At 58.4% G+C, this 23,599-nt stretch carries 25 protein-coding genes, 1 tRNA gene and 1 riboswitch; of the genes, 13 read left to right on the top strand and 13 right to left on the bottom strand.

What is annotated here, in order from left to right; translation table 11 throughout:
* Positions 1-178 precede the first annotated feature (178 nt).
* The gene (gene lipB / locus ABFT80_RS11195) at positions 179-925 is read right to left on the bottom strand and encodes a lipoyl(octanoyl) transferase LipB (protein ID WP_347971989.1); all 747 of its coding nucleotides are present in this window, start codon (positions 923-925) and stop codon (positions 179-181) included.
* Positions 926-1,164: 239 nt separating this feature from the next.
* Here lipB and ABFT80_RS11190 point away from each other — a divergent pair.
* A tRNA-Leu gene (locus ABFT80_RS11190) sits at positions 1,165-1,249 on the top strand.
* A 105-nt stretch (positions 1,250-1,354) separates the two neighbouring features.
* On the opposite strand, the gene ABFT80_RS11185 is transcribed toward ABFT80_RS11190, so the two are convergent.
* The 3 genes from ABFT80_RS11185 to ABFT80_RS11175 form a co-directional block, all read right to left on the bottom strand.
* Positions 1,355-1,609 (bottom strand): DUF982 domain-containing protein, encoded by a 255-nt coding sequence (locus tag ABFT80_RS11185; RefSeq protein WP_347971988.1) that lies wholly within the window; start codon positions 1,607-1,609, stop codon positions 1,355-1,357.
* A gap of 159 nt (positions 1,610-1,768) precedes the next feature.
* Positions 1,769-1,936 (bottom strand): Thivi_2564 family membrane protein, encoded by a 168-nt coding sequence (locus ABFT80_RS11180; protein ID WP_347971987.1) that lies wholly within the window; start codon positions 1,934-1,936, stop codon positions 1,769-1,771.
* Between the two features lie 94 nt (positions 1,937-2,030).
* On the bottom strand, positions 2,031-2,594 hold the full coding sequence (locus ABFT80_RS11175; RefSeq protein ID WP_347971986.1) for a DNA-3-methyladenine glycosylase: 564 nt from the start codon (positions 2,592-2,594) through the stop codon (positions 2,031-2,033).
* 114 nt (positions 2,595-2,708) lie between these two features.
* Here ABFT80_RS11175 and ABFT80_RS11170 point away from each other — a divergent pair, with 114 nt between their 5' ends.
* Both ABFT80_RS11170 and ABFT80_RS11165 read left to right on the top strand, forming a co-directional pair.
* Positions 2,709-3,230 carry a superoxide dismutase family protein gene (locus ABFT80_RS11170; RefSeq protein WP_347972212.1) on the top strand — a complete coding sequence of 174 codons (522 nt, stop codon included), beginning with the start codon at positions 2,709-2,711 and terminating at the stop codon, positions 3,228-3,230.
* Between the two features lie 27 nt (positions 3,231-3,257).
* Positions 3,258-3,545: a hypothetical protein gene (locus ABFT80_RS11165; protein WP_347971985.1), complete on the top strand. Its 288-nt coding sequence runs from the start codon at positions 3,258-3,260 to the stop codon at positions 3,543-3,545.
* A 47-nt stretch (positions 3,546-3,592) separates the two neighbouring features.
* Here the strand turns inward: ABFT80_RS11165 and ABFT80_RS11160 are convergent, their stop codons facing one another.
* Entirely contained in the window at positions 3,593-3,838 is a 246-nt protein-coding gene (locus ABFT80_RS11160; protein WP_347971984.1) for a hypothetical protein, read from the bottom strand.
* A 243-nt stretch (positions 3,839-4,081) separates the two neighbouring features.
* Between ABFT80_RS11160 and ABFT80_RS11155 the strand changes: the two genes are divergently transcribed.
* From ABFT80_RS11155 to ABFT80_RS11140, 4 genes are all read left to right on the top strand, one after another.
* Complete coding sequence (locus ABFT80_RS11155; RefSeq protein ID WP_347971983.1) at positions 4,082-4,705, top strand: flavodoxin family protein; 624 nt, start codon at positions 4,082-4,084, stop codon at positions 4,703-4,705.
* An 82-nt stretch (positions 4,706-4,787) separates the two neighbouring features.
* Positions 4,788-7,121, top strand: a complete 2,334-nt coding sequence (locus ABFT80_RS11150; protein WP_347971982.1) for a glucose/quinate/shikimate family membrane-bound PQQ-dependent dehydrogenase — start codon at positions 4,788-4,790, stop codon at positions 7,119-7,121.
* A 295-nt stretch (positions 7,122-7,416) separates the two neighbouring features.
* Positions 7,417-8,835: a magnesium transporter gene (mgtE, locus tag ABFT80_RS11145; RefSeq protein WP_347971981.1), complete on the top strand. Its 1,419-nt coding sequence runs from the start codon at positions 7,417-7,419 to the stop codon at positions 8,833-8,835.
* 177 nt (positions 8,836-9,012) lie between these two features.
* Entirely contained in the window at positions 9,013-9,399 is a 387-nt protein-coding gene (locus ABFT80_RS11140; protein WP_347971980.1) for a MerR family transcriptional regulator, read from the top strand.
* Here the strand turns inward: ABFT80_RS11140 and ABFT80_RS11135 are convergent.
* Both ABFT80_RS11135 and ABFT80_RS11130 read right to left on the bottom strand, forming a co-directional pair.
* Entirely contained in the window at positions 9,396-9,872 is a 477-nt protein-coding gene (locus ABFT80_RS11135; protein ID WP_347971979.1) for a methyltransferase family protein, read from the bottom strand. The genes ABFT80_RS11140 and ABFT80_RS11135 overlap by 4 nt on opposite strands.
* The gene (locus tag ABFT80_RS11130) at positions 9,869-10,858 is read right to left on the bottom strand and encodes a heparan-alpha-glucosaminide N-acetyltransferase (RefSeq protein WP_347971978.1); all 990 of its coding nucleotides are present in this window, start codon (positions 10,856-10,858) and stop codon (positions 9,869-9,871) included. The genes ABFT80_RS11135 and ABFT80_RS11130 overlap by 4 nt, the downstream gene beginning before the upstream one ends.
* 173 nt (positions 10,859-11,031) lie before the next feature.
* Positions 11,032-11,224: riboswitch (cobalamin riboswitch) on the top strand.
* Between the two features lie 38 nt (positions 11,225-11,262).
* Between ABFT80_RS11130 and ABFT80_RS11125 the strand changes: the two genes are divergently transcribed.
* From ABFT80_RS11125 to cobO, 4 genes are read left to right on the top strand one after another with little or no spacing between them, the layout of a single operon-like run.
* The gene (locus tag ABFT80_RS11125; RefSeq protein WP_347971977.1) at positions 11,263-11,442 is read left to right on the top strand and encodes a CbtB domain-containing protein; all 180 of its coding nucleotides are present in this window, start codon (positions 11,263-11,265) and stop codon (positions 11,440-11,442) included.
* 15 nt (positions 11,443-11,457) lie between these two features.
* Positions 11,458-12,210 carry a CbtA family protein gene (locus ABFT80_RS11120; RefSeq protein WP_347971976.1) on the top strand — a complete coding sequence of 251 codons (753 nt, stop codon included), beginning with the start codon at positions 11,458-11,460 and terminating at the stop codon, positions 12,208-12,210.
* Positions 12,203-12,718 (top strand): bifunctional adenosylcobinamide kinase/adenosylcobinamide-phosphate guanylyltransferase, encoded by a 516-nt coding sequence (cobU, locus tag ABFT80_RS11115; RefSeq protein ID WP_347971975.1) that lies wholly within the window; start codon positions 12,203-12,205, stop codon positions 12,716-12,718. Before ABFT80_RS11120 ends, cobU begins: the two co-directional genes overlap by 8 nt.
* Positions 12,718-13,335 carry a cob(I)yrinic acid a,c-diamide adenosyltransferase gene (cobO, locus tag ABFT80_RS11110; protein WP_347972211.1) on the top strand — a complete coding sequence of 206 codons (618 nt, stop codon included), beginning with the start codon at positions 12,718-12,720 and terminating at the stop codon, positions 13,333-13,335. Before cobU ends, cobO begins: the two co-directional genes overlap by 1 nt.
* On the opposite strand, the gene cbiB is transcribed toward cobO, so the two are convergent.
* A complete protein-coding gene (gene cbiB, locus ABFT80_RS11105) occupies positions 13,332-14,291 on the bottom strand; it encodes an adenosylcobinamide-phosphate synthase CbiB (RefSeq protein ID WP_347971974.1) in 960 nt (319 codons plus the stop codon). The genes cobO and cbiB overlap by 4 nt on opposite strands.
* Here cbiB and cobD point away from each other — a divergent pair.
* Complete coding sequence (gene cobD / locus ABFT80_RS11100; protein ID WP_347971973.1) at positions 14,290-15,330, top strand: threonine-phosphate decarboxylase CobD; 1,041 nt, start codon at positions 14,290-14,292, stop codon at positions 15,328-15,330. The two genes, cbiB and cobD, sit on opposite strands and share 2 nt — an antisense overlap.
* A complete protein-coding gene (locus ABFT80_RS11095; protein ID WP_347971972.1) occupies positions 15,327-15,833 on the top strand; it encodes a tyrosine phosphatase family protein in 507 nt (168 codons plus the stop codon). The genes cobD and ABFT80_RS11095 overlap by 4 nt, the downstream gene beginning before the upstream one ends.
* Here ABFT80_RS11095 and ABFT80_RS11090 read toward each other — a convergent pair.
* The 5 genes from ABFT80_RS11090 to ABFT80_RS11070 form a co-directional block, all read right to left on the bottom strand.
* Positions 15,826-16,626: a creatininase family protein gene (locus ABFT80_RS11090; protein ID WP_347971971.1), complete on the bottom strand. Its 801-nt coding sequence runs from the start codon at positions 16,624-16,626 to the stop codon at positions 15,826-15,828. The two genes, ABFT80_RS11095 and ABFT80_RS11090, sit on opposite strands and share 8 nt — an antisense overlap.
* Before the next feature lie 63 nt (positions 16,627-16,689).
* A complete protein-coding gene (locus tag ABFT80_RS11085) occupies positions 16,690-19,149 on the bottom strand; it encodes a GcvT family protein (RefSeq protein WP_347971970.1) in 2,460 nt (819 codons plus the stop codon).
* Entirely contained in the window at positions 19,146-20,339 is a 1,194-nt protein-coding gene (locus ABFT80_RS11080; RefSeq protein ID WP_347971969.1) for a pyridoxal phosphate-dependent aminotransferase, read from the bottom strand. Before ABFT80_RS11080 ends, ABFT80_RS11085 begins: the two co-directional genes overlap by 4 nt.
* Before the next feature lie 161 nt (positions 20,340-20,500).
* Positions 20,501-22,951 carry a GcvT family protein gene (locus tag ABFT80_RS11075; RefSeq protein WP_347971968.1) on the bottom strand — a complete coding sequence of 817 codons (2,451 nt, stop codon included), beginning with the start codon at positions 22,949-22,951 and terminating at the stop codon, positions 20,501-20,503.
* An 11-nt stretch (positions 22,952-22,962) separates the two neighbouring features.
* Positions 22,963-23,556 carry a helix-turn-helix domain-containing protein gene (locus ABFT80_RS11070; RefSeq protein ID WP_347971967.1) on the bottom strand — a complete coding sequence of 198 codons (594 nt, stop codon included), beginning with the start codon at positions 23,554-23,556 and terminating at the stop codon, positions 22,963-22,965.
* Positions 23,557-23,599: the final 43 nt, after the last annotated feature.

The raw sequence follows: 23,599 nt of genomic DNA, 5'->3' as shown, positions 1-23,599 counted from the left end.
GCTGATTATGACCGATTTCGTTCAGGATGTAGCATCGCTGGTATGCATGAGTGCGTTTCTTGTTTCCATGGCTGTCTGGATCGGAGCGCTTTGAGTTTCAAGCGTTTTGACGGCACGACAAATACGTCGGAGGAGCAAATGCACCTCCGAAAATTGCGGCTCGAAGCTGCAAATGAAATCAGGAAATTTCCGGAGAATGTGAATTCGGCTGGTGATTTTTGGCAGGGCCGAACACTTCCTCGAAAGCGCCTTTGAGTGCCAGATCGAGATCGGCCATCGTAACCGGCAGGCCAAGATCAACGAGGCTTGTCACGCCGTGATCGGCAACGCCGCATGGCACGATGCCGCTGAAATGGCCGAGTTCCGGTTCGACATTTATCGAGATGCCGTGAAAGCTGACCCATCGGCGAAGGCGGATGCCGATCGCGGCGATTTTATCTTCGGCCAATGAGCCATCGGGCAGGGGCGGGCGATCCGGCCGCACCACCCATACGCCGACACGATCTTCGCGGCGTTCGCCTTTGACGTTGAAGGCGCCAAGCGTTCGGATGATCCAGTCTTCGAGCGCGGCGACAAATGCGCGGACGTCTTCGCGGCGTCGCTTCAAATCCAGCATGACGTAGGCCACGCGCTGTCCGGGGCCGTGATAGGTATATTCGCCGCCGCGGCCCGCATCGAAAACCGGGAAACGGTCTGGATCGACCAAATCCTTCGACTGCGCGCTGGTGCCTGCCGTATAAAGCGGCGGGTGTTCGACCAGCCAGACCAGTTCGGGCGCGCCTTCATTCCTGATGGCTGCGGCACGTGCTTCCATCACGGCAAGCGCTTCCGGATAAGGTGTCAGGCCTTCTTCGATTCGCCATTCTACCGGCTGGGAGCCATGCGAAGGCGTAAACGACGTGGCGATTTGGCTGCGTTCGGTCATGAGACGTTCCGTTTCACGCTCATATGGAGGTAGAAAACGCAAACGTCCAGTCGGTTAGGGTTGCTGAAACCGCATGGCAAGCTCGCAAAAAGCTGCGTTAAAGCGCGATTTTCGCAGCCTTTTCAGAGAATACAAAACTTAGTCGATGTTTGGTCGAATAATAGCGCCAGTGCACTTGCTCCGCAGGAAACCATTTGCTACATGCCGCTTGCCGGTTTCGACCGGCTCTTTCGTGACGTGCGGTCGTGGCGGAATTGGTAGACGCGCAGCGTTGAGGTCGCTGTGGGGCAACCCGTGGAAGTTCGAGTCTTCTCGACCGCACCATCACGAAGCTTCCGGTGGAAGCTATTGATCCTCAAAGGATTTTACCAATCAATAGCTTAAATCCCGGAGCCGGATAGGCGCGTAAGGCGCCTATTATTCGATCCTTCAGCTCATATCCAGAATTTCAGCTTCCTTGGCCGCGTCCGAGAAGGCGCGTCTTGCCGTTTCCGGCGGCTCGCTTCCGCCCAGCACGCGCATGCATGCCATACGGGCCTGTATACGAATGCCCGTCTCGCCGATCGGCCATTTGTAGAGAAGCATCTCTGCTGCTTCGCGCGTCGTTGAGACTTCGATTTCATCGCCTTCCATCACAAGATGGACGGGCTGTTCGAAGTCTCCGCTGTCGATCCAATCGGCCATAGTAATTCTCCTTTATCCAGGGAGTTTACGTGCCAGCACATGCAATAGTTGCGTCACGTATTCGCGGCGATGATTACAAATTGTGAGATTGGCAATCGAACAAAGAAAAACCCCGCCGGTTTCCCGACGGGGCTTTTTAAAAACTATGAAATGAAATTCCTAGAAAACAGCAAGGTATTTCAAAAGCGAGATGATGCCGATCACGATAACGATGATCTGGACGATCTGTTTGGCGCGTCCATCGATAGGCAGGCGCTGCACCAGATACAGGATGAGAACGATAACGAGAAAGGTGATTAGTGCACCGATCAATACTGAAGAAGCCATGAACCCCACTCCGGTTGGCTGGCCTTGCGGCCGGTAATGCATAAACTATGCACTCCTAAACGGGAAAATGTTCATTGGGTTCCATGGCTTGCGCTCAAACGGCTGGAAATTTCCGGCTAACAAAGGGCGAGGACGCCAGGCCGAAGCGCCAGGGCATTTCGGCAGCACGGGTGATGCCTATGCGCGTCGCGACAATTACTTCGCGAGGATCTTGCGCAATCTCCAGGGAAAATGGCGGTCGATAAAGCGGCAGTGCATTCAATTCGATGTCTATGCCGAGCGCCTGACACAGCCTGCCTGGTCCTGAACACAGATTTCGCAGCGGGACATTTCCTCGCCGGGCTTCCATCGCCGGGATGCCGCGCGTTGGTGCCAGAGCGCGCAGCAGGACTGCGGAGCCGGGCATGCACACGAAATTCATGCACCAGTGGATGCCGTATGAGCGGTAGACATAGGCATGGCCGGGCGGGCCGAACATCGCGCCATTGCGCGGTGTTGGACCGTTGAAGCTGTGCGATGCAGGATCGTCCGGTTCATACGCTTCCGTCTCAACGATTATGCCGCCCACGCCATCGACCGTGAACTCCCAGCCGATCAGGTCGGGCGCGACTGCGAGAGCAGGGCGGGCGAAAAATGAGATCAGTTCTGCATCGTTCATGCTGAGTTTCTAGCTGCAAGCCCCGTGACTTGCACAGGCCGGTCCGCATTTCTTTTTTCGGAACGAGGGCGGATGAGACGAGTTGACTGACAAGGAGACCTGCCCACAAAAGGAATTGATCCGATGAAAACTCTGCTGGCTTTGACGATGCTTCTTGGCGTGAGCGCGCCTGCGCTTGCGCAGCAAACGGAAACGGCGACCGCCAAATTCGAGAACATGAAGGGCGAGGCCAATGGTGAGGCCAACCTAACGGGCACGCCAGTCGGCGTTCTGATCGAGTTCGAAGTCAGTGGTCTTCCGGCAGGCCAATGGGTCGCTTTTCATGTCCACGAGACAGGCAAGTGCGACGCGGCCAGCCATCATGAATCAGCGGGCGGCCATTTCAATCCGACGGACAAGGAACATGGCTATATGTCCGCAACTGGTCCCCACGCGGGCGACATGCCGAACATTTATGTCTCGGAAGATGGCATTGCCCGCGCGCAGGTTCTGAACAGTCAGGTGAAGCTCGACAAGAGCGAGACTGGCATCGTTGGACGTGCGCTTATGATTCATGGCGGCGCGGACGATTACAAAACCCAGCCGACCGGAGATGCGGGCGATCGCCACGCATGCGCGGTCATCGAAGTGAACTGATTTTCATCGAACAAGAAAGATTTGATTATGGACCCGAAGAAGACGCCCGATCCGGCTGTGCCGGAAGACGAAGCTCTGGATGCGCCGACAATTGCCGAGCAGGATTGGGAAGCGATAGAGGGCGGTGAGATATTACCCGATAGCGTCTCCGAGAATGGCGATATTCGCTATGATGTCGAAAAAAGCGGCGAGCTTCCCGAGGAAGACGAGGACAATGCTTATCAGAACAGCGACGAGGCGCTGCCGGACGATCAGGATGAAAAGGCTTTAAAGAGAAATCCCTCGAAAGAGGGCGGTCGCTTCGACGAAGTTTAAAATAGCGAACGGCTCACTCTCTGGAATGAGCCGTTTTCAATTCGATCTCAGGCGCGGTTTTCGGGGATCGATTTTTCGATGGTTTCGAACGCCACGTTGCGGCCCTGGCGGATCGCGGATGCGGCGATCAGATTGACCAACTCACGGTCCGATAGCCCACAGTTCGGCATCACCGTTCGTATGGCGACCACTGCCTGTCCTGTCGAAATAGGTAAATCCGCACGCCTGCGCGTTTCGATATAATGGTCCACGACCTGAGTAGCGGATTTTGGTGAGAAGGCCCTTTTAATCATCTTATTTTTCCTCCCTCAAAGCTTACCTTGGGGCAATCCAATTTGGACGGCAATTAAAAATATTAAACGCAATCACGACATTGATGAATCAGTGCCGTTCAGGCGCCGTTTTCCCCTCATTGTGAGTCAAAACTGCGACGCCCGTACGACAGATTTGCGATTGGGATGATTTCATGAGGGCGTGGCAACGAACGCATTTGCGGTGCGTTGAGAAAGTTCTCAGAAGCGAAGGAATCTTCCATCATGACGGAAAATCTCACCGCATTTGCGCTCAATTGTTCACTCAAGCGCTCCAGTGACGACGAAAAAAGTTCCACTGACAAGCTGCTCACCGACATGCTGGCTGCCCTGAAACCTTACGGCGTGTCGGGCGAGATCGTTCGTGTCGCCGATCACGACATAAAGCCGGGCGTTTATTCCGATATGGGCGATGGCGATGAATGGCCGAAATTGCGCCAGCGCATCGTGGAAGCGGATATTTTCATTCTGGGCATGCCGATTTGGATGGGGCAGCCCTCCAGCATTGCCAAGCGTGTCATGGAACGCATGGACGCATTCCTTTCCGAGACAGACGATCGTGGCCGCATGCCGGCCTTCGGTAAGGTTGCCGTCGTCGCTGTGGTGGGCAATGAGGACGGCGCGCATCATTGTCACGCGGAAACGTTTCAGGCGCTCAACGATGTAGGCTTCACCATTCCGGCAAATGCCGGTGCCTATTGGGTAGGCGAGGCGATGGGCGACGTGAACTATGTCGATCTCAAGAAGATGCCAAAGAAAGTGGAGGAGACGCTCGCCATGTTGGCCTCAAATGCTGCGCATCTCGCATCCCTGCTCAAAAAAACGCACTACCCAGGGCTGAAAAAATAATTGCGTGAGCCATATGTTTTTTTCGAAGGCTGAAATTATAGTTCGGAACTGATCTCTCAGCCGGAAGAATGAGGGGATTCACATGACGGCTTTCTTGGCGGTATTGGTGGGCCTCATCGGCCTTTGCCTTGCGGGCGGCGGCGTATGGCTCATCGCACTTGGCGGATCATGGTATTATCTCATAGCGGGTTTGGGGTTTCTGATTTCCGCGTTCTACCTTTTTAGGCGCAGCCCCCTCGCTCTTTACGTCTTTGCTCTGGTCATACTCGGCTCCATGGCGTGGGCCGTTTATGAGGTGGGTTTCGACTGGTGGGCGCTGGCCCCACGCGGCGCCCTTATCGTCATTCTCGGCGTACTTATGCTCATCCCATGGTTGCGTGAGCGGCCTGAACGCATCGGTACCGCCTGGCCTGCATGGTGCGCGGGCGGATTTGCGCTGCTGGCTTCCATCGTCGTGGCCGCAATCGTCGCGGGCTATTCAATGGCCACCGATGTACATGTCATAGAAGGTCAGGTGGCCGAAGCACCGGCGGGTGCAACATTGCCACCTAGCGAAGCATCCGTTCCTGCCGATGAATGGCTGGCTTACGGCAGAACGCGAGGCGGAAGCCATTATTCGCCGCTTGATACGATAACTCCGCAGAACGCCGGGACATTGCAGCGCGCCTGGGAATACCGAACCGGCGATGTCCGTGGCCCCGAAGATCCTGAGGAGACGACTTACGAAGTCACCCCGACAATGGTCGATGGTCTGCTCTATATCTGTACGCCGCACCATGTTGCCATCGCTCTCAATCCGCAAACCGGCCAAGAGCGCTGGAAGTATGATGCCGATGTCGGCATCGACAAGAAGCGCCAGCACCAGACATGCCGCGGCATAACGCATTACACGGTCGAAGCGACTGCTGCTGATGCGTCCTGCTCGGCTCGCGTGCTCCTGCCGACTTCCGATGCAAGGCTGATCGCGCTCGACGCGAAAACCGGCACGCCTTGCGAAGGCTTTGGCGAAAACGGCACGGTCAATCTCTGGGCCAACATGCCGAATGTCTATGATGGCGCATATTATTCGACATCGCCGCCTGTCGTGGCAGGCGGATTGATCGTCATCGGCGGTGCCGTCAACGACAATGTCTCGACGACCGAGCCTTCGGGCGTGATCCGCGCCTATGATGCGGTGACGGGCGCTCTTGTCTGGAACTTCGATTCAGGAAATCCGGAACAGACCGAACCGCTTGCTGCCGGTCAGGAATATGTCGGCAACTCGCCGAACGCCTGGTCGCTGCTGTCGGTCGATGAAGGTCTTGGCATCGTCTATGCGCCGATGGGCAACCAGCCGCCGGATCAGTGGGGCGGCAATCGCTCCGAAAACACCGAGCGGTTTTCGTCTTCCATCACCGCGCTCGATCTGCGCACGGGTCAGGTTCGCTGGGTGTTTCAGGCCGTTCACCATGATCTTTGGGACATGGATACGCCGTCCCAGCCTCAACTGGTCGATGTGACGACCGCAGATGGTGTCGTGCCTGCACTGGTTCAGGCAACCAAGCAGGGTGACATCTATGTGCTGGACCGCCGCAGTGGTGAGCCGATTCTGCCAGTCACGGAGGAACCGGCGCCGACCGGGGCAGTGGAGGGTGATTTCACCGCGCCGACGCAGCCCACATCCGCAATGAGCTTCAAGCCGACGCCGCTTCGCGAAAGCAATATGTGGGGCGCGACGATGCTCGATCAGCTCTACTGCCGCATACGCTTCCACCAGCTTACCTATGAAGGCCGCTACACGCCGCCATCGGTAAACGGTTCGATCGTCTATCCGGGCAATTTCGGCACGTTCAACTGGGGTGGCGTGGCAGTCGATCCAGTGCGGCAAGTGGTGATTGCAAACCCGGTCTATCTCGCATTTCAGGTCACGCTCATTCCGCGTGCGGACGATACGACGAGCTATGTTTCGGAGGAAAAGCCGGGGTTCAACGAGAATTTCGGTGCGCCTTACGCTGCAAGAATGCGCCCGTTCATGTCGCCCTTGGGTCTGCCATGCCAGGCACCGCCCTGGGGCTATGTTGCGGCCGCAGATTTAAAAACCGGCAAGGTGATCTGGCAGCATAGAAACGGCACCGTGCGTGATCTTTCGCCACTGCCTCTGCCGTTCAAGATGGGCGTTCCGAGCATTGGCGGGCCGATCGTGACGGCTGGCGGCGTCGCTTTCCACAGCGGCACGCTGGATTATTATGCGCGCGCGTTTGACGTAACCACAGGCAAGGAATTGTGGAGTGATCGGCTTCCGGCAGGCGGGCAGGCAACGCCCTCGACCTATCGTGCCGCCGACGGCAAGCAATATGTCGTCGTCGTTGCCGGCGGGCACGGATCGACCGGCACGAAGGCTGGCGACTGGATCATCGCTTATCGCTTGCCCGATTAAGCGAGAAACAAATACATGCCGTCCGCATCATTTGCGGGCGGCATGTATTTCTGTCGTATTCTGATCACAAAACAACTTTATCGGCGGGCTGGGAACGCTCTGTGCAAAGAGCGCATTTCGTTTGATATTTTCATACATAGATCGCCGTGCGTCCTGTCGGACGCACAAAGGACGATCTAAATATTTGATGGAGCATCGGAATATTCCGAAAACCGGATTCCACTTTTCGGTCCGATGCTCTAGGGGATAGACCTGACGCAAATCATTTCCCGATATTCAAAAAAGGGAGGCGCTCGTGGAAAGCCAGCCAGACCACACGACCGGCCCCGATGCAGCCGAAGATATTCACGCCGACATTTATGGCGAAGACGGTGTGATTCGCGCCTCCTACCTGACCCATATCGGCGCAGCCATTGCCGACCGCGACACGATTGCGCTCAAGCATGATGTCGAAAAGCTCCACCAATCCGAGCTTGGCGACCTTCTCGAAGCCCTTTTACCTGAGCAGCGCCGCGCGCTTGTCGAACTCATGGGCGCGGATTTCGATTTCTCGGCGCTGACCGAAGTCGATGAAGTCATTCGTCTCGATATCGTCAACAGCATGCCGAATGCGCAGATTGCGCAGGCCGTGCAGGAACTCGATTCCGACGATGCCGTCTACATTCTCGAAGATCTCGATCAGGAAGATCAGGACGAGATTCTCGAACAACTTCCGTTTACCGAGCGCATTCGGCTTCGCCGTTCGCTCGATTATCCGGAAGAAAGCGCCGGCCGTCGCATGCAGACTGAGTTCGTCGCCGTGCCGCCATTCTGGACGGTCGGGCAGACGATCGACTATATGCGCGACGACAAGGATTTGCCGGAACGCTTCAGCCAGATTTTTGTCGTAGACCCGACCTTCAAGCTGCTGGGCGCCATCGATCTCGACCAGATCCTGCGCTCGCGCCGGGCTGTGAAGATCGAAGAGGTGATGCATGAGACGCGTCACGCCATTCCGGCAACGATGGATCAGGAAGAAGCGGCGCGCGACTTCGAACAATACGATCTTCTTTCCGCCGCCGTTGTGGACGAAAACGAGCGCCTCGTCGGCGTGCTGACCATCGATGACGTGGTCGATGTGATCCAGCAGGAAGCCGAAGAGGATCTTCTGCGCATGGGCGGCGTCGGCGACGAAGAGCTCTCCGATACGGTGAGGGCGACATCACGCTCCCGCGCGCCATGGCTGTTGGTCAATCTCGGAACGGCCTTCATGTCGGCTTCCGTCATTGGCCTTTTCGAAGGCACGATCGAGCATATGGTGGCGCTGGCGGTGCTCATGCCGATCGTCGCATCGATGGGCGGCAACGCCTCGACGCAGACGATGACGGTTACAGTGCGCGCGCTGGCGACCCGCGATCTCGACATCTACAATTCGGGCCGCATCATTCGCCGCGAGGCGGCGGTCGGGCTGATCAACGGCATCATCTTTGCAACGATTATCGGGCTGGTTGCCGGTTTCTGGTTCGAGAATGGTCATTTGGGCGGCATCATAGCGACCGCGATGGTCATCAACATGATGGCGGCTGCAATGGGCGGCATCATGATCCCGCTTTTGCTTCACAAATTCGGCGCCGACCCGGCAATCGCATCTGCGGTGTTCGTGACGATGATCACCGATATCGTTGGTTTCTTTGCGTTTCTCGGTCTGGCGGCCTGGTGGTTCGGCTTTTACTAAAGCTTGTCCTGCGCTTTAGTTTTTTCCTGCTCATATCTTTTTCTTGAAACCGCACCACACTTTCGGGAGACATGAGTTGAGGGATCAAAACTTATCCGGCTTTGCGTCTCTGATTGACTTTTACGTAAATGCCGTGGCAGGATGGCGGCGCTGGACTATCCGGCGCTGGAGCCCATCATGCGGGAATATTACTCGATCACCGAACTGACCCGCGAGTTCGATATCTCGACGCGTACGCTGCGGTTTTACGAGGATGAGGGGCTTATTCAGCCCGTCAGGCGCGGCAGGACGCGCCTGTTTCGTCCCACCGACCGCCATCTCGTTCGCCAGATCATGCGCGGCAAGCGGCTCGGCTTCTCGATCAACGAGATACGCGAAATCATCCAGATGTACCGCGAACCGCCGGGCGAGGTCGGGCAGCTCAACCTCATGATCAAGAAGATCGAGGAAAAGCGCGAGGAGCTACGCCAGAAAAGGCGCGACCTCGAAGAGACGCTGGCCGAACTGGATCACGCCGAGGAATCCTGTGTCGAACGGCTGGTCGAGCTGGGCGTCACGACTTAAATCCAACGCCTCACGCTTTTCGCATAATCCCGATATTTCTTTCCAAAACGCAGTTCGAGATGTTTTTCCTCGCGTTCGATGGCGAGTTTTTGCGTGGCGAATGCCGCAATCAATCCGAACAATATGAACCAGGCGACGCCCGTAATCAGCGCGATTGCGATCATGATGACCGTGTTGGCGAGATAGATCGGATTTCGGCTCAGCGAAAAAGCGCCGTGCGTCACCAGATGGTCCGTGCCGCGATGTGGCAGGATCGTCGTATTTGCCTTTTTCATGGCCCGTGTAGATGAAACGTAGAGCGCAATCGCGCCGAGTATCGACAGCCATCCGATAGCAAAAAGCATGTCGGAAAGCGGTTCGCCGATCCATGGTAGCGGGTAAAGAAAATTCAGGATCGACGCCAATGCAATTGCCGCCAGATAGATGATCGGCGGCCAAGGCAGGACGTTGGGTGTGTTTGCCCGGTCGTTCATGGCGTTCCTCCCTCAAGCATATTCTCGTCGGTTTGCGCGGTACATATGGCTGCGAAGTCGCCGATCTTCGTTTGAAGCTCGTTATTCTGGCCGCCTGTGAAGAGCTTGTCGAGCGCGCCTTCGGCCTGGATGGAATCCAGCATGCAGACGCAATAGGCGGTGCAGAATTCGGTGTCGCGCAGTTCCTCACAGGATGTCTGGCACGATTTCAGAAATTGCACTTCGCGGGTTTCGACCTGTGCCGGCACGATCTGCGAGAACAGCCAGATGCAGGCAATCAGCACCGGCTGATGGATCAGATAGAATGCCAGGCTGTGTTTGCTTGCAAACAGCACGGGCTTTGCCCAGCTTCCGGGCGTGTAAGGCGCCAGACGCTCCAGAAGGCCGGTGCCATAGGCGATTTTGGCCGAGGCAAGACCAAGCAGCACCGCGCCGAACCATGGAAAGAGCGGCACATAGTCGTTTGAACGCGGATTGACCGAGGAAAGCCCGACCCACCAGAACGCCGCATGGTCGAAAAACGGTGAGCGGAGAAAGAATGGCGCCGCAATGACTGCAGCGGCGGCCAATATTGTAACCACGGCAGGGACACGCAAAAAGGCCAGGCCGAGCACGCTTGCCAATGCGATCTGATGCAGAATACCGAAGAAGATGAAACCGCCGGGCACCGCGAAATAGGTCACGGCAGAGATTGCCAATGCCGCCCCGGCAACCATCGCCAAGCGCCACGAGAAGCTTCGCCAGCGAACGCCGTTCACATGGGCGAGAAACAGGCTGAAGCCGACCAGAAACAGGAAGCTGGAGGCGATGCAGCGGGCAAAGAGCTTCCAGCCGCCATGCGCCGTCATGCCCGGATCGGTATAGCCGAAAAACTCAAGATCCCAGGTGAAATGATAGATCGCCATCGCGACCAGAGCCGCACCGCGCGCCAGATCGACTGCGGAGAGCCGCGGCGTCTTTTTGGGCGGCACAGGCTGAACATTCATTGCGCAACAGACTCGGAACGCAGCCGGGAATCGACTGCTCACATCCGTAATCTTAGGCGAGCCTGCGAAAATTTGCATCGAAACCGGGTGTAGCCGGAATGTTTCAACCGCTTTCATGACGTTTCGGGAAGGTTACGTGGCGTAATTTGGTTTGCTGCGACGTAACATTTCAATATAGTGAGCCTGTCGTCGGTTCCAATTGGAACAATAGGGAATGCGGTGAGAATTTCGGTTCAAATCCGCGGCTGCCCCCGCAACTGTAAGCGGCAGCTCTCCCCAGATGCCACTGAAGCAAAAGCTTCGGGAAGGCGGGGAAGGGCGCTTTAATCCGCAAGCCAGGAGACCTGCCGATGACGGAAGAAACTTAAATCGCAGCCCTCGGGTGGAGGGCCAAAGGATTGGACATGAATACAGCAACTTCCGCGCTCGGCGCATCGGCCTCCTCGGCCTCTCGCGTCACCCAGTTGAGCTTCGCGGCACTTTTGGGAATTTTCGTCGTCGGCTTTGTCGGCTTTTCACACATGGATGTGATGCACAATGCCGGCCATGATTATCGCCATTCGATGGCGTTTCCCTGCCACTAAGGAAGGTCTGACATCATGACACTGTTTCGTAACGTCGTTTTCATAGCGGCGCTCGCCGGGCTTGTGTCCGGCATTCTGATGACGGCCCTTCAGGCCTACGCAACTGTTCCGCTGATCCTTCATGCGGAAACCTACGAGAATGCCGACGAAGGCCATTCGCATGACACTGCGGCACCCGCAGCAGACGGCCAGACAGCCGAAGCCGCCCCTGCCGCTCACGAACATGAAGAAGAGGCATGGGCGCCTGAAGACGGCTTTGAGCGCTATGCCTATACCGCTTTGGCCAATGTCATCACCGGCATCGGCTTCGCGCTCGTTCTTGTCGCCGTGTCCGAACTCGCCGGCGGCATAGTCGGCTGGCGTCAGGGCGTATTCTGGGGTTTTGCGGGCTTTGCAGTCTTTACGCTGGCGCCGGGCCTTGGCCTTCCGCCGGAACTTCCCGGCATGCCTGCCGCCGATCTGGCCGCGCGTCAGGTTTGGTGGATCGGCACCGTCATTGCTACTGCTGCCGGACTTTGGCTGATCGCGTTTCGCACTTCCATCGCCTTTGCGTTGATCGGTGTCGCGCTTCTCGTCGTGCCGCACATCATCGGTGCGCCACAGCCGGAAAGCCACGACACTGCGGTTCCGGGCGATCTGCACCATCAGTTCGTCGTCGCAGTCACGATCACCAATCTGATTTTCTGGGTCGTACTGGGCGCGGTTGCGGGCGTCATTCGCAACCGTTTCGTTGCGTCGGCGCAGGGTCTGCGGGACAGCTTTGCCTGAACGCGGACATCTGACCTTTCTGCTCGGCGGTGCGCGTTCTGGAAAGAGCGGCCACGCCGAGCAGCTTGCAACGTCATTTCCAACGCCTTGGGCCTATATCGCAACAGCGCAGGCCTATGATGAGGAAATGACGGATCGCATCGCGACCCATCGCTCGCGTCGCGGCGAGGGGTGGGAAACGATCGACGCGCCGCTCGATCTTGCCGAAGCAATCGCGCGCGTACCCGATGGCCGTCCTCTGCTTGTGGATTGCCTGACGCTCTGGCTTTCCAATCACATGCTTGCCGAACATGATGTGGAACACGAATGCGGGATTCTCGAAGCTCAATTGTCGAATCCGCGCGGGCCATGGTTCGTGGTTTCGAACGAGGTTGGCCTCGGCATAGTGCCCGATAACGCGCTGGCCAGACGGTTTCGCGACGCAGCCGGAAGGCTGAACCAGCAGATCGCTGCCCGCGCAGACCGCGTGCTTTTCATGGTGGCCGGTCTGCCCATGCAGGTGAAATGATGAAAGACATAGACGAGCGGGAAGAACAGAAGCACCGCGCCAAGATGGCGAAACGCAAGGCGGTGCAGGACGCCGAAGTGGCGGGCAAGACCGTCACCGAAAAGGGGCTTCTGATCGTCAATACCGGTCCCGGCAAAGGCAAGACCACGGCCGCCTTCGGCCTCGCATTGCGCATGCTTGGCTATGGAAAACGCGTTGGCGTCGTGCAATTCGTCAAAGGTGCATGGCATACGGGCGAAAAGGACGCCTTTGCCGCGTTCGGCGACCGCGTCGTCTGGCACACGATGGGCGAGGGTTTTACTTGGGAAACGCAGGATTTGAAGCGCGACGTTGCAGCAGCCGAGGCAGCGTGGAGCAAGGCGCTTGAATTGATCGCCGACTTTTCGATCGATTTGATCGTGCTCGACGAGCTCAATATCGCACTGCGCTACGATTATCTGAATCTCGAAAACGTCGTCGCCGCTTTAAAGGCGCGCCGCGAGGGGCTGCATATCGTCGTCACTGGACGCAACGCGAAACCGTTGCTGACCGACGCTGCCGATCTCGTCACTGAAATGGGCGCGGTAAAGCACCATTTCTCGGCGGGGGTAAAAGCCCAAAAAGGCATCGAGTTTTAGATAAGCACTGCAATCAGCCCGAAAGGCACGACCAGCAGGGCATCGGCTGTCCAGTAAAGCCGCAGCGCTTTTCTGATGTCGGCGGGGTTGGCTTCGCGCCGCCCTCCAGCGCCCATGAATTCGTCATCGACCATCACGCCGCCATAGCTGCGTGGGCCAGCCAGAGCCAGACCGAGCGCGCCAGCCATCGCGGCTTCCGGCCAGCCTGCATTGGGCGAACGGTGATGCGACGCATCGCGCCGTACCGCGTTCCATGCCGCCGAAGGGTCGGCGCCCTTCACAAAATAGGCTGCGGCAACGATCAAAAATGCTGTCAGCCGCGAGGCTGGAAGGTTGATCAAGTCGTCGAAGCGCGCCGCTGCCCAGCCGAACGCTTCGTGACGCGGTGTGCGGTGGCCGATCATGCTGTCGGCGGTGTTGGCCGCCTTGTACGCCGCGCCGCCTGCCAGCCCGCCGACGCCCAGCCAGAAGGTTGGCGCGACGATGCCGTCCGAGAAATTTTCGGCAAGGCTTTCTATTGCGGCACGGCTTACGCCCGCTTCATCGAGTTGTTCGGGATCGCGACCAACGATCTGCGATACGGCCTGTCGGCCCGCTGCAAGTCCGCCGGTTTCCAGGGCATCGGCTACGGCTTTGACATGGCTGGCGAGGCTGCGTTGGGCAATCAGCGACGATGCCAAGATCGCGGTCAGGATGATGCCGAAGGGCAGAAGACCGAACAGGCGTTCGATAGAGAGCGCGATGATTGCCGGAACCAGAACCAGCACGATAAGTGCCGCGATGCCCATCATGCGACGTGTCGCGTCGGCGGCGGTCGCGCGGTTGAGTGTGCGGTCGAGGAAGGATATGAGACGGCCAATCCAGATGACGGGATGGCCGATGGCGCGGACCAGCCGATCCGGGTATCCGAGGCCCAGTTCGGCGAGAAGCGACAGGAATGCGAGCGGAAATGACATGGCGCTTCTGAACGAAAATCCGGCTTTACCCGTCGATCATGGCGGAAGCTTCGAGCGCGCGCGCAAACTCTTTCCGAATGCGCCCGAGCCGTGGATCGACCTGTCGACCGGCATCAATCCGCACTCCTATCCGCTTTTCGACCTGCCCGCCACCGCCTTTACGCGCCTGCCGGAGCCATCGCGGGCAAAGGAACTGACGGCGATTGCCGCAAAGGCATATGGCGCTGCCTCGTCGCGCCAGATCGTTGCCGCGCCCGGAACACAAATCCTTCTGCCGCGTGTCGCCTCGCTTGTTGGGCCGGGCAGGGCGATGGTGCTTGGCCCGACCTATGCCGAGCATGAGCGCGCGGCGAGGATCGCAGGTCACGACGTGTCGATTACGGGTGATTTCGAGGCGCTTTTCGGGGCCGATCTGGCGATTCTCGTCAATCCGAACAACCCGGATGGCCGCATCGTTCCTCGTCAGGACGTATTGAGGCTGGCACGCCACCTTCAAGCAAAGGGCGGTCTGCTCGTTGTGGACGAAGCCTTCATGGATGTCGGTCCGCGCGAGGAAAGCGTTGCAGGCGATGTCGCGTTAGGCGGCCTGGTCGTGCTGCGTTCGTTCGGGAAATTCTTCGGACTGGCCGGTGTTCGTCTCGGTTTTGGGATTTCTTCCGAGGAAATCGCTGCGAAGCTGGATGCCGAACTCGGGCCGTGGGCGGTCTCCGGTCAGGCGCTGGAATTTGGCATCAAGGCGCTTTCGGATGAGGTTTGGCAGAGCGAAATCCGCGTTCGCCTTGCGCTGGAAGCGGGGCGTTTCGCGTCTCTTTTCTCGCGATTTGGCGTGGAAGTGAGTGGTGGAACGAGCCTTTTCTCGTTTTTCCGAATTGAAAAAGCGCAAAACCTGTTCGAGTTTCTCGGAAAAAACGGCGTCATATTGCGGAATTTTGCAGACAGGCCGAATGATTTTAGAGCCGGTCTGCCAGCTAGTGAGGCCGAATGGCAGCGGCTTGAAAGCATTCTGCAGCGCTGGGCGGAAGAGGAAAACGCATCATGATCGTCGTTTGCCCGCTGTCGAAAGTCGAAGAAACCGTCGCTTCCGTGAAGGCGCAGCGGCTGCTTTCGCTACTGTCACTCGGCACGGAAATGGTGCGGCCCGCTTCGATCTTGCAGGACAATCATCTGCTGATTTCGATGCACGACATCGCAATTGCGCAGGATGGCATGACACTGCCCGGCGAAGAGCATGTGCGCAGCGTTCTCGATTTCGCGAAGGGCTGGGACCGCAAAGCGCCGCTGGTCATCAATTGTTATGCCGGGATCAGCCGCTCGACGGCTTCCGCCTACATAATTGCAGCGGCTTTTGCGCCGGAGCGCGATGAGTTTGAACTCGCTAAAACGCTGCGTCGTCTTTCGCCGTCAGCCACGCCCAATCCACGATTGGTGGCGGTTGCGGATCAGATTTTGGGGCGGGAAGGGCGGATGGTCGAGGCTATCAAGTCGATCGGGCGCGGTGCGGACGCTTTTGAGGGCGTACCCTTCACACTAAGTCTTAGCTAAGCCAGTCGGCAAGGCGCGCTTTGCGCACATCTTTCAGTAGCCGGATGAAGCCATCCGCCTGATGTTCTGCGGTGAGTTTGCCTTTTTTGGCGGTGGCAGCGCTGGCATCGCCGACCACGCCATGCGGGTTCAGGTCTGTCGCGATCCAAGCGAAGGAATGCGGGCTTTGATGGCGCAGGAGGTCGAATTTTCGTTCGGCTTCGACGATGTTCGAGACGAAATTCTCGGCCTTTTCCATGTCGACCAGATCGGGCCGGAAATGCAGCATCAGCGATGTTTCGATGTCGCCGCCATGGATTCCGCGCCGCACTTCATCGTCGCTGAAAAGGCCCTCGGGGCGACCGAAACGCTCCCAGCTCGTTTTCACGGCGAGCATTTCGAACCGCACCCGCAAATTTCGCGCGATGATGCCGATGATTTCTTCGTTTCCGCCATGGGAATTGACGAAAACGATCTTTTTAACGCCCGCACGAGCGACGGATGCACCGATTTCGGTCCATGAGTCGATCAGGGAAGTGGCTGGAATAGTCAGCGTTCCCGGTGCATAAAGATGCTCGTCCGATTTTCCGATAGCCTGAACTGGAAGAATGCGGACATCCATATCGCCGGGCAGGCGCTCGATGACAGCGTCCAGCATGCCTTCCATGATGGCAGTATCAGTCGAAATCGGCAGATGGGGGCCGTGCTGTTCAATTGCGGCGACCGGCAGGATCGCGATGGTACGTTCGGCATCGACCCATGCGAAATCGGCGGCGTTGAAATCGCCCCACCAGATTTTTCGCTGTTTTGTCACGCCAAACCTCACCTGCTTACGTGAAATACGCCTACAGGCTGAAACGCAATCTGTCGAGTTGGCCTACATGCGAACCCTTTCAGCCTTTGGGTCATACATCGGTTTTAGAGAGGCTTCGGCCTGGAAACGCTCGCCCGCGATCTCGATTTCGTAGGAAGAGCCCAGAATATCGGCCTCGCTCTGGCCTTTTGCCGGCACATAGCCCAAGCCGACCGCACCACCCAGATGATGCCCGTAATTGCCCGATGTGATGATGGAAACGATCTCGCCATCGCGCACCAGCGCTTCGTTGTGGAACAGCAGCGGCTCGGGGTTTTTCAGGCGGAATTGAACGAGCCTGCGGTTGAGGCCACCATCTTTCTTTCGCAGAACGGCGTCGCGTCCGATGAAATCGCCCTTAGCGGTTTTGACGGCAAAGCCAAGACCTGCTTCTAGCACATGGTCCTCATCCGTAATGTCATGGCCGAAGTGGCGGAACGCCTTTTCGATGCGGCAGGAATCCAGTGTGTGCAGGCCGCAGAGTTTCAGGCCCGATGCGGCACCCGCTTCCTCCAAGGCCTCGAAGACATGGGCGGTCTGGTCGGCGGAGACGTAAAGTTCCCAGCCCAATTCGCCGACATAGGTTACGCGATGGGCGCGGGCGAGGCCCATGCCGATCTCGATTTCCTGCATTGTGCCGAAGGGAAATGCCTCGTTCGAGAAATCATTCGGGCTGATGCGCGAAACCACCTCACGCGCTTTCGGCCCCATGAGGCAGAGCACGGATTCGGCGGCGGTGACATCGGTTATGACGACGAACTCGTCCTGCAAATGCTTTCGAAGCCATGCAAGATCGCGTTGCAGCGTTGCGCCGGGAACGACCGCGAGGAAGGCCGCTTCCGACAGGCGGGTGATTGTCAGATCGCTTTCGATGCCGCCCTTTGCGTTGAGCATCTGCGTGTAGACGATCTTGCCCGGCTCGACATCCATTTCGTTGGCGCAGAGCTTTTGCAGAAAAGTCAGCGCGTCGCGCCCCTCGATCCTGATCTTGCCGAACGAGGTCATGTCGAACAGGCCGACGCCACTGCGCACGGCCAGATGTTCCTCGCGCTGGTTGTCGAACCAGTTCTGCCGCTTCCACGAATAGCGGTATTCGCGCTCCTGTCCCTCGCGGGCAAACCAGTTTGCGCGTTCCCAGCCTGCGACTTCGCCGAAGACGGCGCCGCGATTTTTCAGATGTTCGTGGATCGGCGAGCGGCGAACGCCGCGCGAGGTCGCCATCTGGCGATAGGGGAAGTGGTCGGCGTAGAGCAGGCCGAGCGTTTCGGAAACGCGCTCCTTGAGATAGGCGCGGTTCTTCTGGAATGGCTGGGCGCGGCGGATGTCGACTTCCCAGAGATCGAAGGGCGCTTCGCCATCATTGATCCACTGCGCCAGCGCCATGCCCGCGCCACCGGATGAGACGATGCCGATGGAATTGTAACCGGCGGCGACCCAGTAGCCTTTGAGTTCGGGCGCTTCGCCAAGGTAGTAGCGATCATCCGGCGTGAAGCTTTCGGGCCCGTTGAAGAAGGTGTGAATGCCGGCGTCGGCCAGCATCGGCATGCGGTTCACGCCCATTTCGAGGATCGGCTCGAAATGCTCGAAATCCTCCTGCAACTGGTCGAAGCAGAAATCCTCCGAAATGCCGTTCATGCCCCAAGGCTTGGCTTTCGGCTCGAACGCGCCGAGCATCATCTTGCCTGCGTCTTCCTTGTAGTAGGCGCACTCGTCCGGCACGCGAAGGACGGGCAGGCGGCCAAGCCCCCGAATGGCTTCTGTGACCAGATAGAAATGCTCGCAGGCGTGGAGCGGAATGTTGACGCCGGACATTGCCCCGAAATCGCGCGCCCACATGCCTGCGCAGTTGATCACGACATCGGCCTCGATCGTGCCCTGTTCTTCGCCCTGAACCCAGGAAACGCCGGTGACGCGGCCATCCTTCTTGTGAACCGCGCTGACTTTGACGTTCTCAAAAATCTTCGCGCCGCGCTGGCGGGCGCCCTTCGCAAGAGCCATGGCGATGTTGGCGGGGTCGCACTGGCCGTCGAGCGGCAGATGAACGGCGCCGACGACATCGGCAATGTTCAGATGCGGGTACATTTCCTTGACTTCGTTAGGCGAAATCTCGCGAACATCGACATTGAACGCGCGGGCCAGCGAAGCCTGCCGGTAAATCTCGTGCTTGCGCTCTTCGGTCAGCGCGACGGTGATCGAGCCGACCTGCCGCATGCCGGTCGCGACGCCGGTTTCTTCCTCCAGCTTGACGTAGAGGTCTGCCGAATATTTGGCGAGCCGCGTCATATTCTGCGAACCGCGCAACTGGCCGATAAGCCCTGCCGCGTGCCATGTCGTGCCGCTGGTCAATTGCTTGCGCTCGAGCAAAACGACATCTTTCCAGCCAAGTTTTGCCAGATGGTAGGCGACCGAACAGCCCGAAATGCCGCCGCCGATGATGACGGCTCTTGCCTTGGCTGGAATGTCTTTCGAGGGCGATGCGCTCATGCGGATTTGCTCTTGGCTTGAAAGGGATAGGAAGAGGCGAAGCGTTTCAGGCGATGGGCGGCCTCTTTCAGCGTGTCTTCCGGCTGGCAAAGGCTGAGGCGAATGTGGCCTTCGGCTGCTTCGCCGAAGCTCGAACCCGGCATGACGGCGAGTTTTTCGGCTTCCAGCAGGCCCCATGCGAATTTCTCGCAATCCGGCTCGATGTCGCGAATGTCGAGCATGATGTACATGCCTCCTTCCGAACCGCGCACAGTGAAGTCGTTGAAGCCGCGAAACGCATCGAGCATCAGTTCCCGGCGCGCCTTGTAGCGTTCCGCGATCTCGGCCACGCCGAAATCGTTTTCCAGCGCTTCGACGGCGGCATGGCTGACGAAATCGGTTAGGCCGTAAGTGGTGACGAGGTTGAGGCTGATCAGCAGTTCGATCAGCGCCTTTGGCCCCGTCAGCCAGCCGATGCGCCAGCCCGTCATGCCGTGGCTTTTCGACATGGAATTGATGACCAGCGTGCGCTCCGCCATGCCGGGCAAAGCGCGGGGCGAAAAATGCTCGCCGCTGCCAAGCGTCCAGTAGACCTCATCGGAAAGCAGCCAGAGGTCGTGTCTGCGGCAAATATCGGCAATGCCTTCCAGCGTCTCGCGGCTGTAGACCGCGCCGGTCGGGTTGTTCGGCGTATTGATGAGGATGGCGCGCGTGTTCGGTTCGATTGCCTTTTCGATTTCCTCCGGCAGCGGCTGGAAGCCATTGTCCGGCTGCGCTTCGACCACGGTGAACCCTGCGCCTGCCGCGCGGAATGTGGCGGGGTAGGTCGCGTAATAAGGAGCAACGACGATTGCGTGGCCGCCGGGATCGAGCGTCGCCTGCACGGCCGCGAAAAGCGCCAACTGACCGCCGGGCGTGGCGATGACTTCCGAGGCTGACGTCTCGACGCCCGTCATGCGCGTCGAAATCCTGGCCATTGCCGCGCGAAGCGGCGGGATGCCGGGAAGTTGCGTGTAGTGGTGGAATCCGCTGCGGACGGCAGTCACACAGGCTTCTACGGTTTCGGCTGGCGTATCGAAATCATGATCGCCTGCCGACAGCATGATGATTTCCTCACCTGCTAGCCTGCGGGTCATGGCGGCGAAATGCACTTCCCATCCATCCTTGCCCGATGGGGTGATGCCGGAAATTCGTGACGATGGGTGGGGCATAAAGTTATTCCTTTAATCATTTCCGTTTCGATTGCCCCTCATCTGCCTGCCGGCATCTTCTCCCCGTAAACGGGGCGAAGAAAGGTTGCGGCGACGTTTCAGCTTCTTCCTTCTCCCCGCGCTTGCGGGGAGAAGGTCGCGGCAGCGGGATGAGGGGCCGTCTACGCTTTTAATCTCTCGTTCTTCGGGTCCCAGAGGGGTTGATCTTCCTGAACCACAGCGGGGAAGTTTTCGCCGAAAATCTCCACTTTTAGCTTCTGGCCGGGAATAGCCAGATCGGCGCGGATGGTGCCGAGCGCGATGGATTTGTCGATGCGATGGCCCCAGCCGCCGGATGTCGTTTCACCGACGATGCGACCATCGTGCCAGACCGGCGACATGTAAGGCGCATCGCATTCGCCGGCTTCGACCACTAAGGTAACGAAACGCTTTTTTACGCCCTGCTGCTTTTCGCTCTGAAGTGCGGATTTGCCCTTGAAGTCCGGCTTGTCCCATTTCACGAAGCGCTCAAGCCCACCCTGCAGCACCGTGTAATCGGTCGAAAGATCACCTTTCCATGCGCGGTAGCCTTTTTCGAGACGCAGACTGTCGAGCGCGTACATGCCGAAGGGTTTTAGGCCATGCTTCTGGCCTGCCTGCCAGACCGCGTCGAAAATTACAGCCGTGTCCTCGATCTTGGTGTGGATTTCCCAGCCGAGTTCGCCCGCGAAGGACACGCGTACGAGCTGGCACCATCTGTCGGCAATCTGAACGGATTGATGCGAGAGCCACGGCAGCGTGAGATCCGCCTGGCTCACATCGGCCAATATGGCGCGCGAATTCGGCCCCGAAAGTATCTGGCAGGAGAAAGTCTCGGTGACGTTTTGCAGAGTCATTTCCGTGCCTTCCGGCTGATGTTTCTGCAGCCACTCGAAGTCGTGCCACTCGGCAACACCTGCCGTGATCAGGAAGAAAAAATCTTCCGCGAGTGCCATGACCGACATTTCGGTGACGATACGGCCCTTGTCGTCGGCGAAATAGGCAAGGCCGATGCGGCCGGGTTTCGGCACCGCGCCGGTGATGAGCGAGGAGAGCCAATCGCGCGCGCCCGCACCTTGCAGGCGATATCGCGAGAAGCCGGGAAGGTCGAGAATGCCAGCCGTATCGCGTACCGCTAGACATTCCTCGCGGATGCGGGCCTGCCAGGGGCCTTCGCGGTGGAAGGTCTGGGTGGCTTCCTCCGATGTGTCGTCGCCCGGCTGCGCAAACCAGTTGGCGCGTTCCCAGCCATTGTAGGAGCCGAATTGAGCGCCGAGTGCGGCTATCCGGTCGTGGATCGGCGAAAGCTTCTGGTTGCGGCCCGCGGGCCATGAGTGGCGCGGGAAATGGATCGCATATTCATGGCCGTAGATTTCCTTGCCCTTCTCGACGGCATAGTCGTGACCCGCGGCAAAGGCTGTGAAACGGCGCGGGTCGCAGGACCACATATCCCATTCGGTTTGGCCCTGTGTGATCCATTCGGCCAGTACCTTGCCAGCACCGCCGCCCTGCGCGATGCCGAAGGTGAAGACGCAGGCCTCGAACGCGTTCGGCACGCCGGGCATCGGGCCGATCAGCGGATTGCCATCTGGCGTGTAGGGAATCGGGCCGTTGATGACCTTGGAAAGCCCGGCAGTGCCAAGGATCGGGACGCGCGCGATTGCATCGTTCAGATGCCATTCGAGGCGTTCCAGATCGTCCGGGTAAAGCTGGAAGGAAAAATCGTCGGGCATTGGATCGTCGGGAGTTGCCCAATGGGCGCGGCAATTGCGTTCGTACGGCCCGAGATTCATGCCGTTCTTTTCCTGCCGCAGATAGTAGGAGGAATCGACATCGCGCAGCAGCGGCAGTTTTTTGCCGTTTTCCTTCGACCAGGCGGCGAGTTCGGGAATTTCTTCGAACAATATGTACTGATGGCTCATGACCATCATCGGCACTTCGCGGCCGAACATTCTGCCCACTTCCTGCGCGCGATAACCGGCAGCGTTGACGACATATTCGCAGCGGATTTCGCCATTGGGCGTCGAGACGATCCACTCGCCGTTTTCGCGACGTACGCCAGTGACCGGGCAGAAGCGCGCGATCTTCTGGCCCATGTCGCGCGCGCCTTTTGCAAGCGCCTGCGTCAACTGTGCGGGGTCGATGTCGCCGTCGCCCGGATCGTAGAGCGCGCCTTTCAGATCCTGCGTGTCGATGAAGGGGTAACGGCCCACGATTTCGTCGGCGCCGATCACGTCGATATCCATGCCCTGATAGCGGCCCATGCCCTTCACGCGCTGGAATTCGCGCATCCGCTCATCCGTGTGGGCGAGGCGCAGCGAGCCGGTGACGTGGTAGTTCATCGGATAATCGACTTCTTCCGCCAGCCCGCGATAGAGTTCGGCGGAATAGCGCTGCATGTTCATCAGTGACCATGACGACGAAAAAGTCGGGACATTGCCCGCCGCATGCCATGTCGAGCCGGAGGTCAGCTCGTTCTTTTCGAGAAGCACACAGTCGATCCAGCCCGCCTTGGCAAGATGATAAAGAGCCGAAACGCCGACGACGCCGCCACCGATAATGACCACGCGCGCGGTCGAAGGAAGTTCGGCCATTCAATCTCTCCTCAATACACCGGTGGCGAGATGACCCAGATCACCACTGCCGGTTCTGTTCCCGGGTTCTTCCAGCGGAAAGGTTTGCCGCTGAAGCGGAAGCTGTCGCCTTCTGTGAGGCTGTGCCAGATTCCGTCTATTTCGAGGTCGAAGCGGCCGGAAACGACATAGCCTGCTTCTTCGGTGGGCCGCTGCGAGGCGACAGCAAGTTCGGCACCCAGCGCGAATTCCGAGCGCAGCATTTCGAAACTACCGCCGAGATCGGGTGAAAGAAGCTCCTCCACCAGACCCGAATCGCTTGTGCCAAGCGCGCGCCTGCCGGCACTTCGTACGATGACGCCGCGCTCGCCCTCGTTTTCCGGCTCATGACCGAAAAACAGGCTGATCGGCACTCGAAACAGTTCTGCAAAAGCGCGAAGGTCGCTGATCGAAGGAGTGGAAAGCCCGCGCTCGATTTGGCTCAGCCAACCGACGGAGCGCCCGAGGCGGCCCGCAATATCAATCAGCGTAAGGCCTCGCGCACGGCGCAGCGCACGCAAATCGCTCGCCAGCAATGTGCCTTCTTCGGAAAAGTCGTCTTCATCGAGCGCAAGGTTGGTCGGCATGAAAATTCTCCGGATAATTTCATGGAGCCTGATTTCCGTGAAA

The organism is Foliimonas ilicis (genome assembly GCF_039939195.1).
GTDB lineage: Bacteria > Pseudomonadota > Alphaproteobacteria > Rhizobiales > Rhizobiaceae > Foliimonas > Foliimonas ilicis.
Note: the sequence above shows the minus strand (reverse complement) of the source record. Positions and strands in the feature narration are given on the sequence as shown.

Excerpts from the sequence above, each read along its gene's own strand:
- lipB (WP_347971989.1), bottom strand. The coding sequence starts at position 925 with ATGACCGAACGCAGCCAAATCGCCACGTCGTTTACGCCTTCGCATGGC.
- ABFT80_RS11185 (WP_347971988.1), bottom strand. The coding sequence starts at position 1,609 with ATGGCCGATTGGATCGACAGCGGAGACTTCGAACAGCCCGTCCATCTT.
- ABFT80_RS11180 (WP_347971987.1), bottom strand. The coding sequence starts at position 1,936 with ATGGCTTCTTCAGTATTGATCGGTGCACTAATCACCTTTCTCGTTATC.
- ABFT80_RS11175 (WP_347971986.1), bottom strand. The coding sequence starts at position 2,594 with ATGAACGATGCAGAACTGATCTCATTTTTCGCCCGCCCTGCTCTCGCA.
- ABFT80_RS11165 (WP_347971985.1), top strand. The coding sequence starts at position 3,258 with ATGGACCCGAAGAAGACGCCCGATCCGGCTGTGCCGGAAGACGAAGCT.
- ABFT80_RS11160 (WP_347971984.1), bottom strand. The coding sequence starts at position 3,838 with ATGATTAAAAGGGCCTTCTCACCAAAATCCGCTACTCAGGTCGTGGAC.
- ABFT80_RS11155 (WP_347971983.1), top strand. The coding sequence starts at position 4,082 with ATGACGGAAAATCTCACCGCATTTGCGCTCAATTGTTCACTCAAGCGC.
- ABFT80_RS11150 (WP_347971982.1), top strand. The coding sequence starts at position 4,788 with ATGACGGCTTTCTTGGCGGTATTGGTGGGCCTCATCGGCCTTTGCCTT.
- ABFT80_RS11140 (WP_347971980.1), top strand. The coding sequence starts at position 9,013 with ATGCGGGAATATTACTCGATCACCGAACTGACCCGCGAGTTCGATATC.
- ABFT80_RS11135 (WP_347971979.1), bottom strand. The coding sequence starts at position 9,872 with ATGAACGACCGGGCAAACACACCCAACGTCCTGCCTTGGCCGCCGATC.
- ABFT80_RS11130 (WP_347971978.1), bottom strand. The coding sequence starts at position 10,858 with ATGAATGTTCAGCCTGTGCCGCCCAAAAAGACGCCGCGGCTCTCCGCA.
- ABFT80_RS11125 (WP_347971977.1), top strand. The coding sequence starts at position 11,263 with ATGAATACAGCAACTTCCGCGCTCGGCGCATCGGCCTCCTCGGCCTCT.
- ABFT80_RS11120 (WP_347971976.1), top strand. The coding sequence starts at position 11,458 with ATGACACTGTTTCGTAACGTCGTTTTCATAGCGGCGCTCGCCGGGCTT.
- cobO (WP_347972211.1), top strand. The coding sequence starts at position 12,718 with ATGAAAGACATAGACGAGCGGGAAGAACAGAAGCACCGCGCCAAGATG.
- cobD (WP_347971973.1), top strand. The coding sequence starts at position 14,290 with ATGGCGCTTCTGAACGAAAATCCGGCTTTACCCGTCGATCATGGCGGA.
- cbiB (WP_347971974.1), bottom strand. The coding sequence starts at position 14,291 with ATGTCATTTCCGCTCGCATTCCTGTCGCTTCTCGCCGAACTGGGCCTC.
- ABFT80_RS11095 (WP_347971972.1), top strand. The coding sequence starts at position 15,327 with ATGATCGTCGTTTGCCCGCTGTCGAAAGTCGAAGAAACCGTCGCTTCC.
- ABFT80_RS11085 (WP_347971970.1), bottom strand. The coding sequence starts at position 19,149 with ATGAGCGCATCGCCCTCGAAAGACATTCCAGCCAAGGCAAGAGCCGTC.
- ABFT80_RS11080 (WP_347971969.1), bottom strand. The coding sequence starts at position 20,339 with ATGCCCCACCCATCGTCACGAATTTCCGGCATCACCCCATCGGGCAAG.
- ABFT80_RS11075 (WP_347971968.1), bottom strand. The coding sequence starts at position 22,951 with ATGGCCGAACTTCCTTCGACCGCGCGCGTGGTCATTATCGGTGGCGGC.
- ABFT80_RS11070 (WP_347971967.1), bottom strand. The coding sequence starts at position 23,556 with ATGCCGACCAACCTTGCGCTCGATGAAGACGACTTTTCCGAAGAAGGC.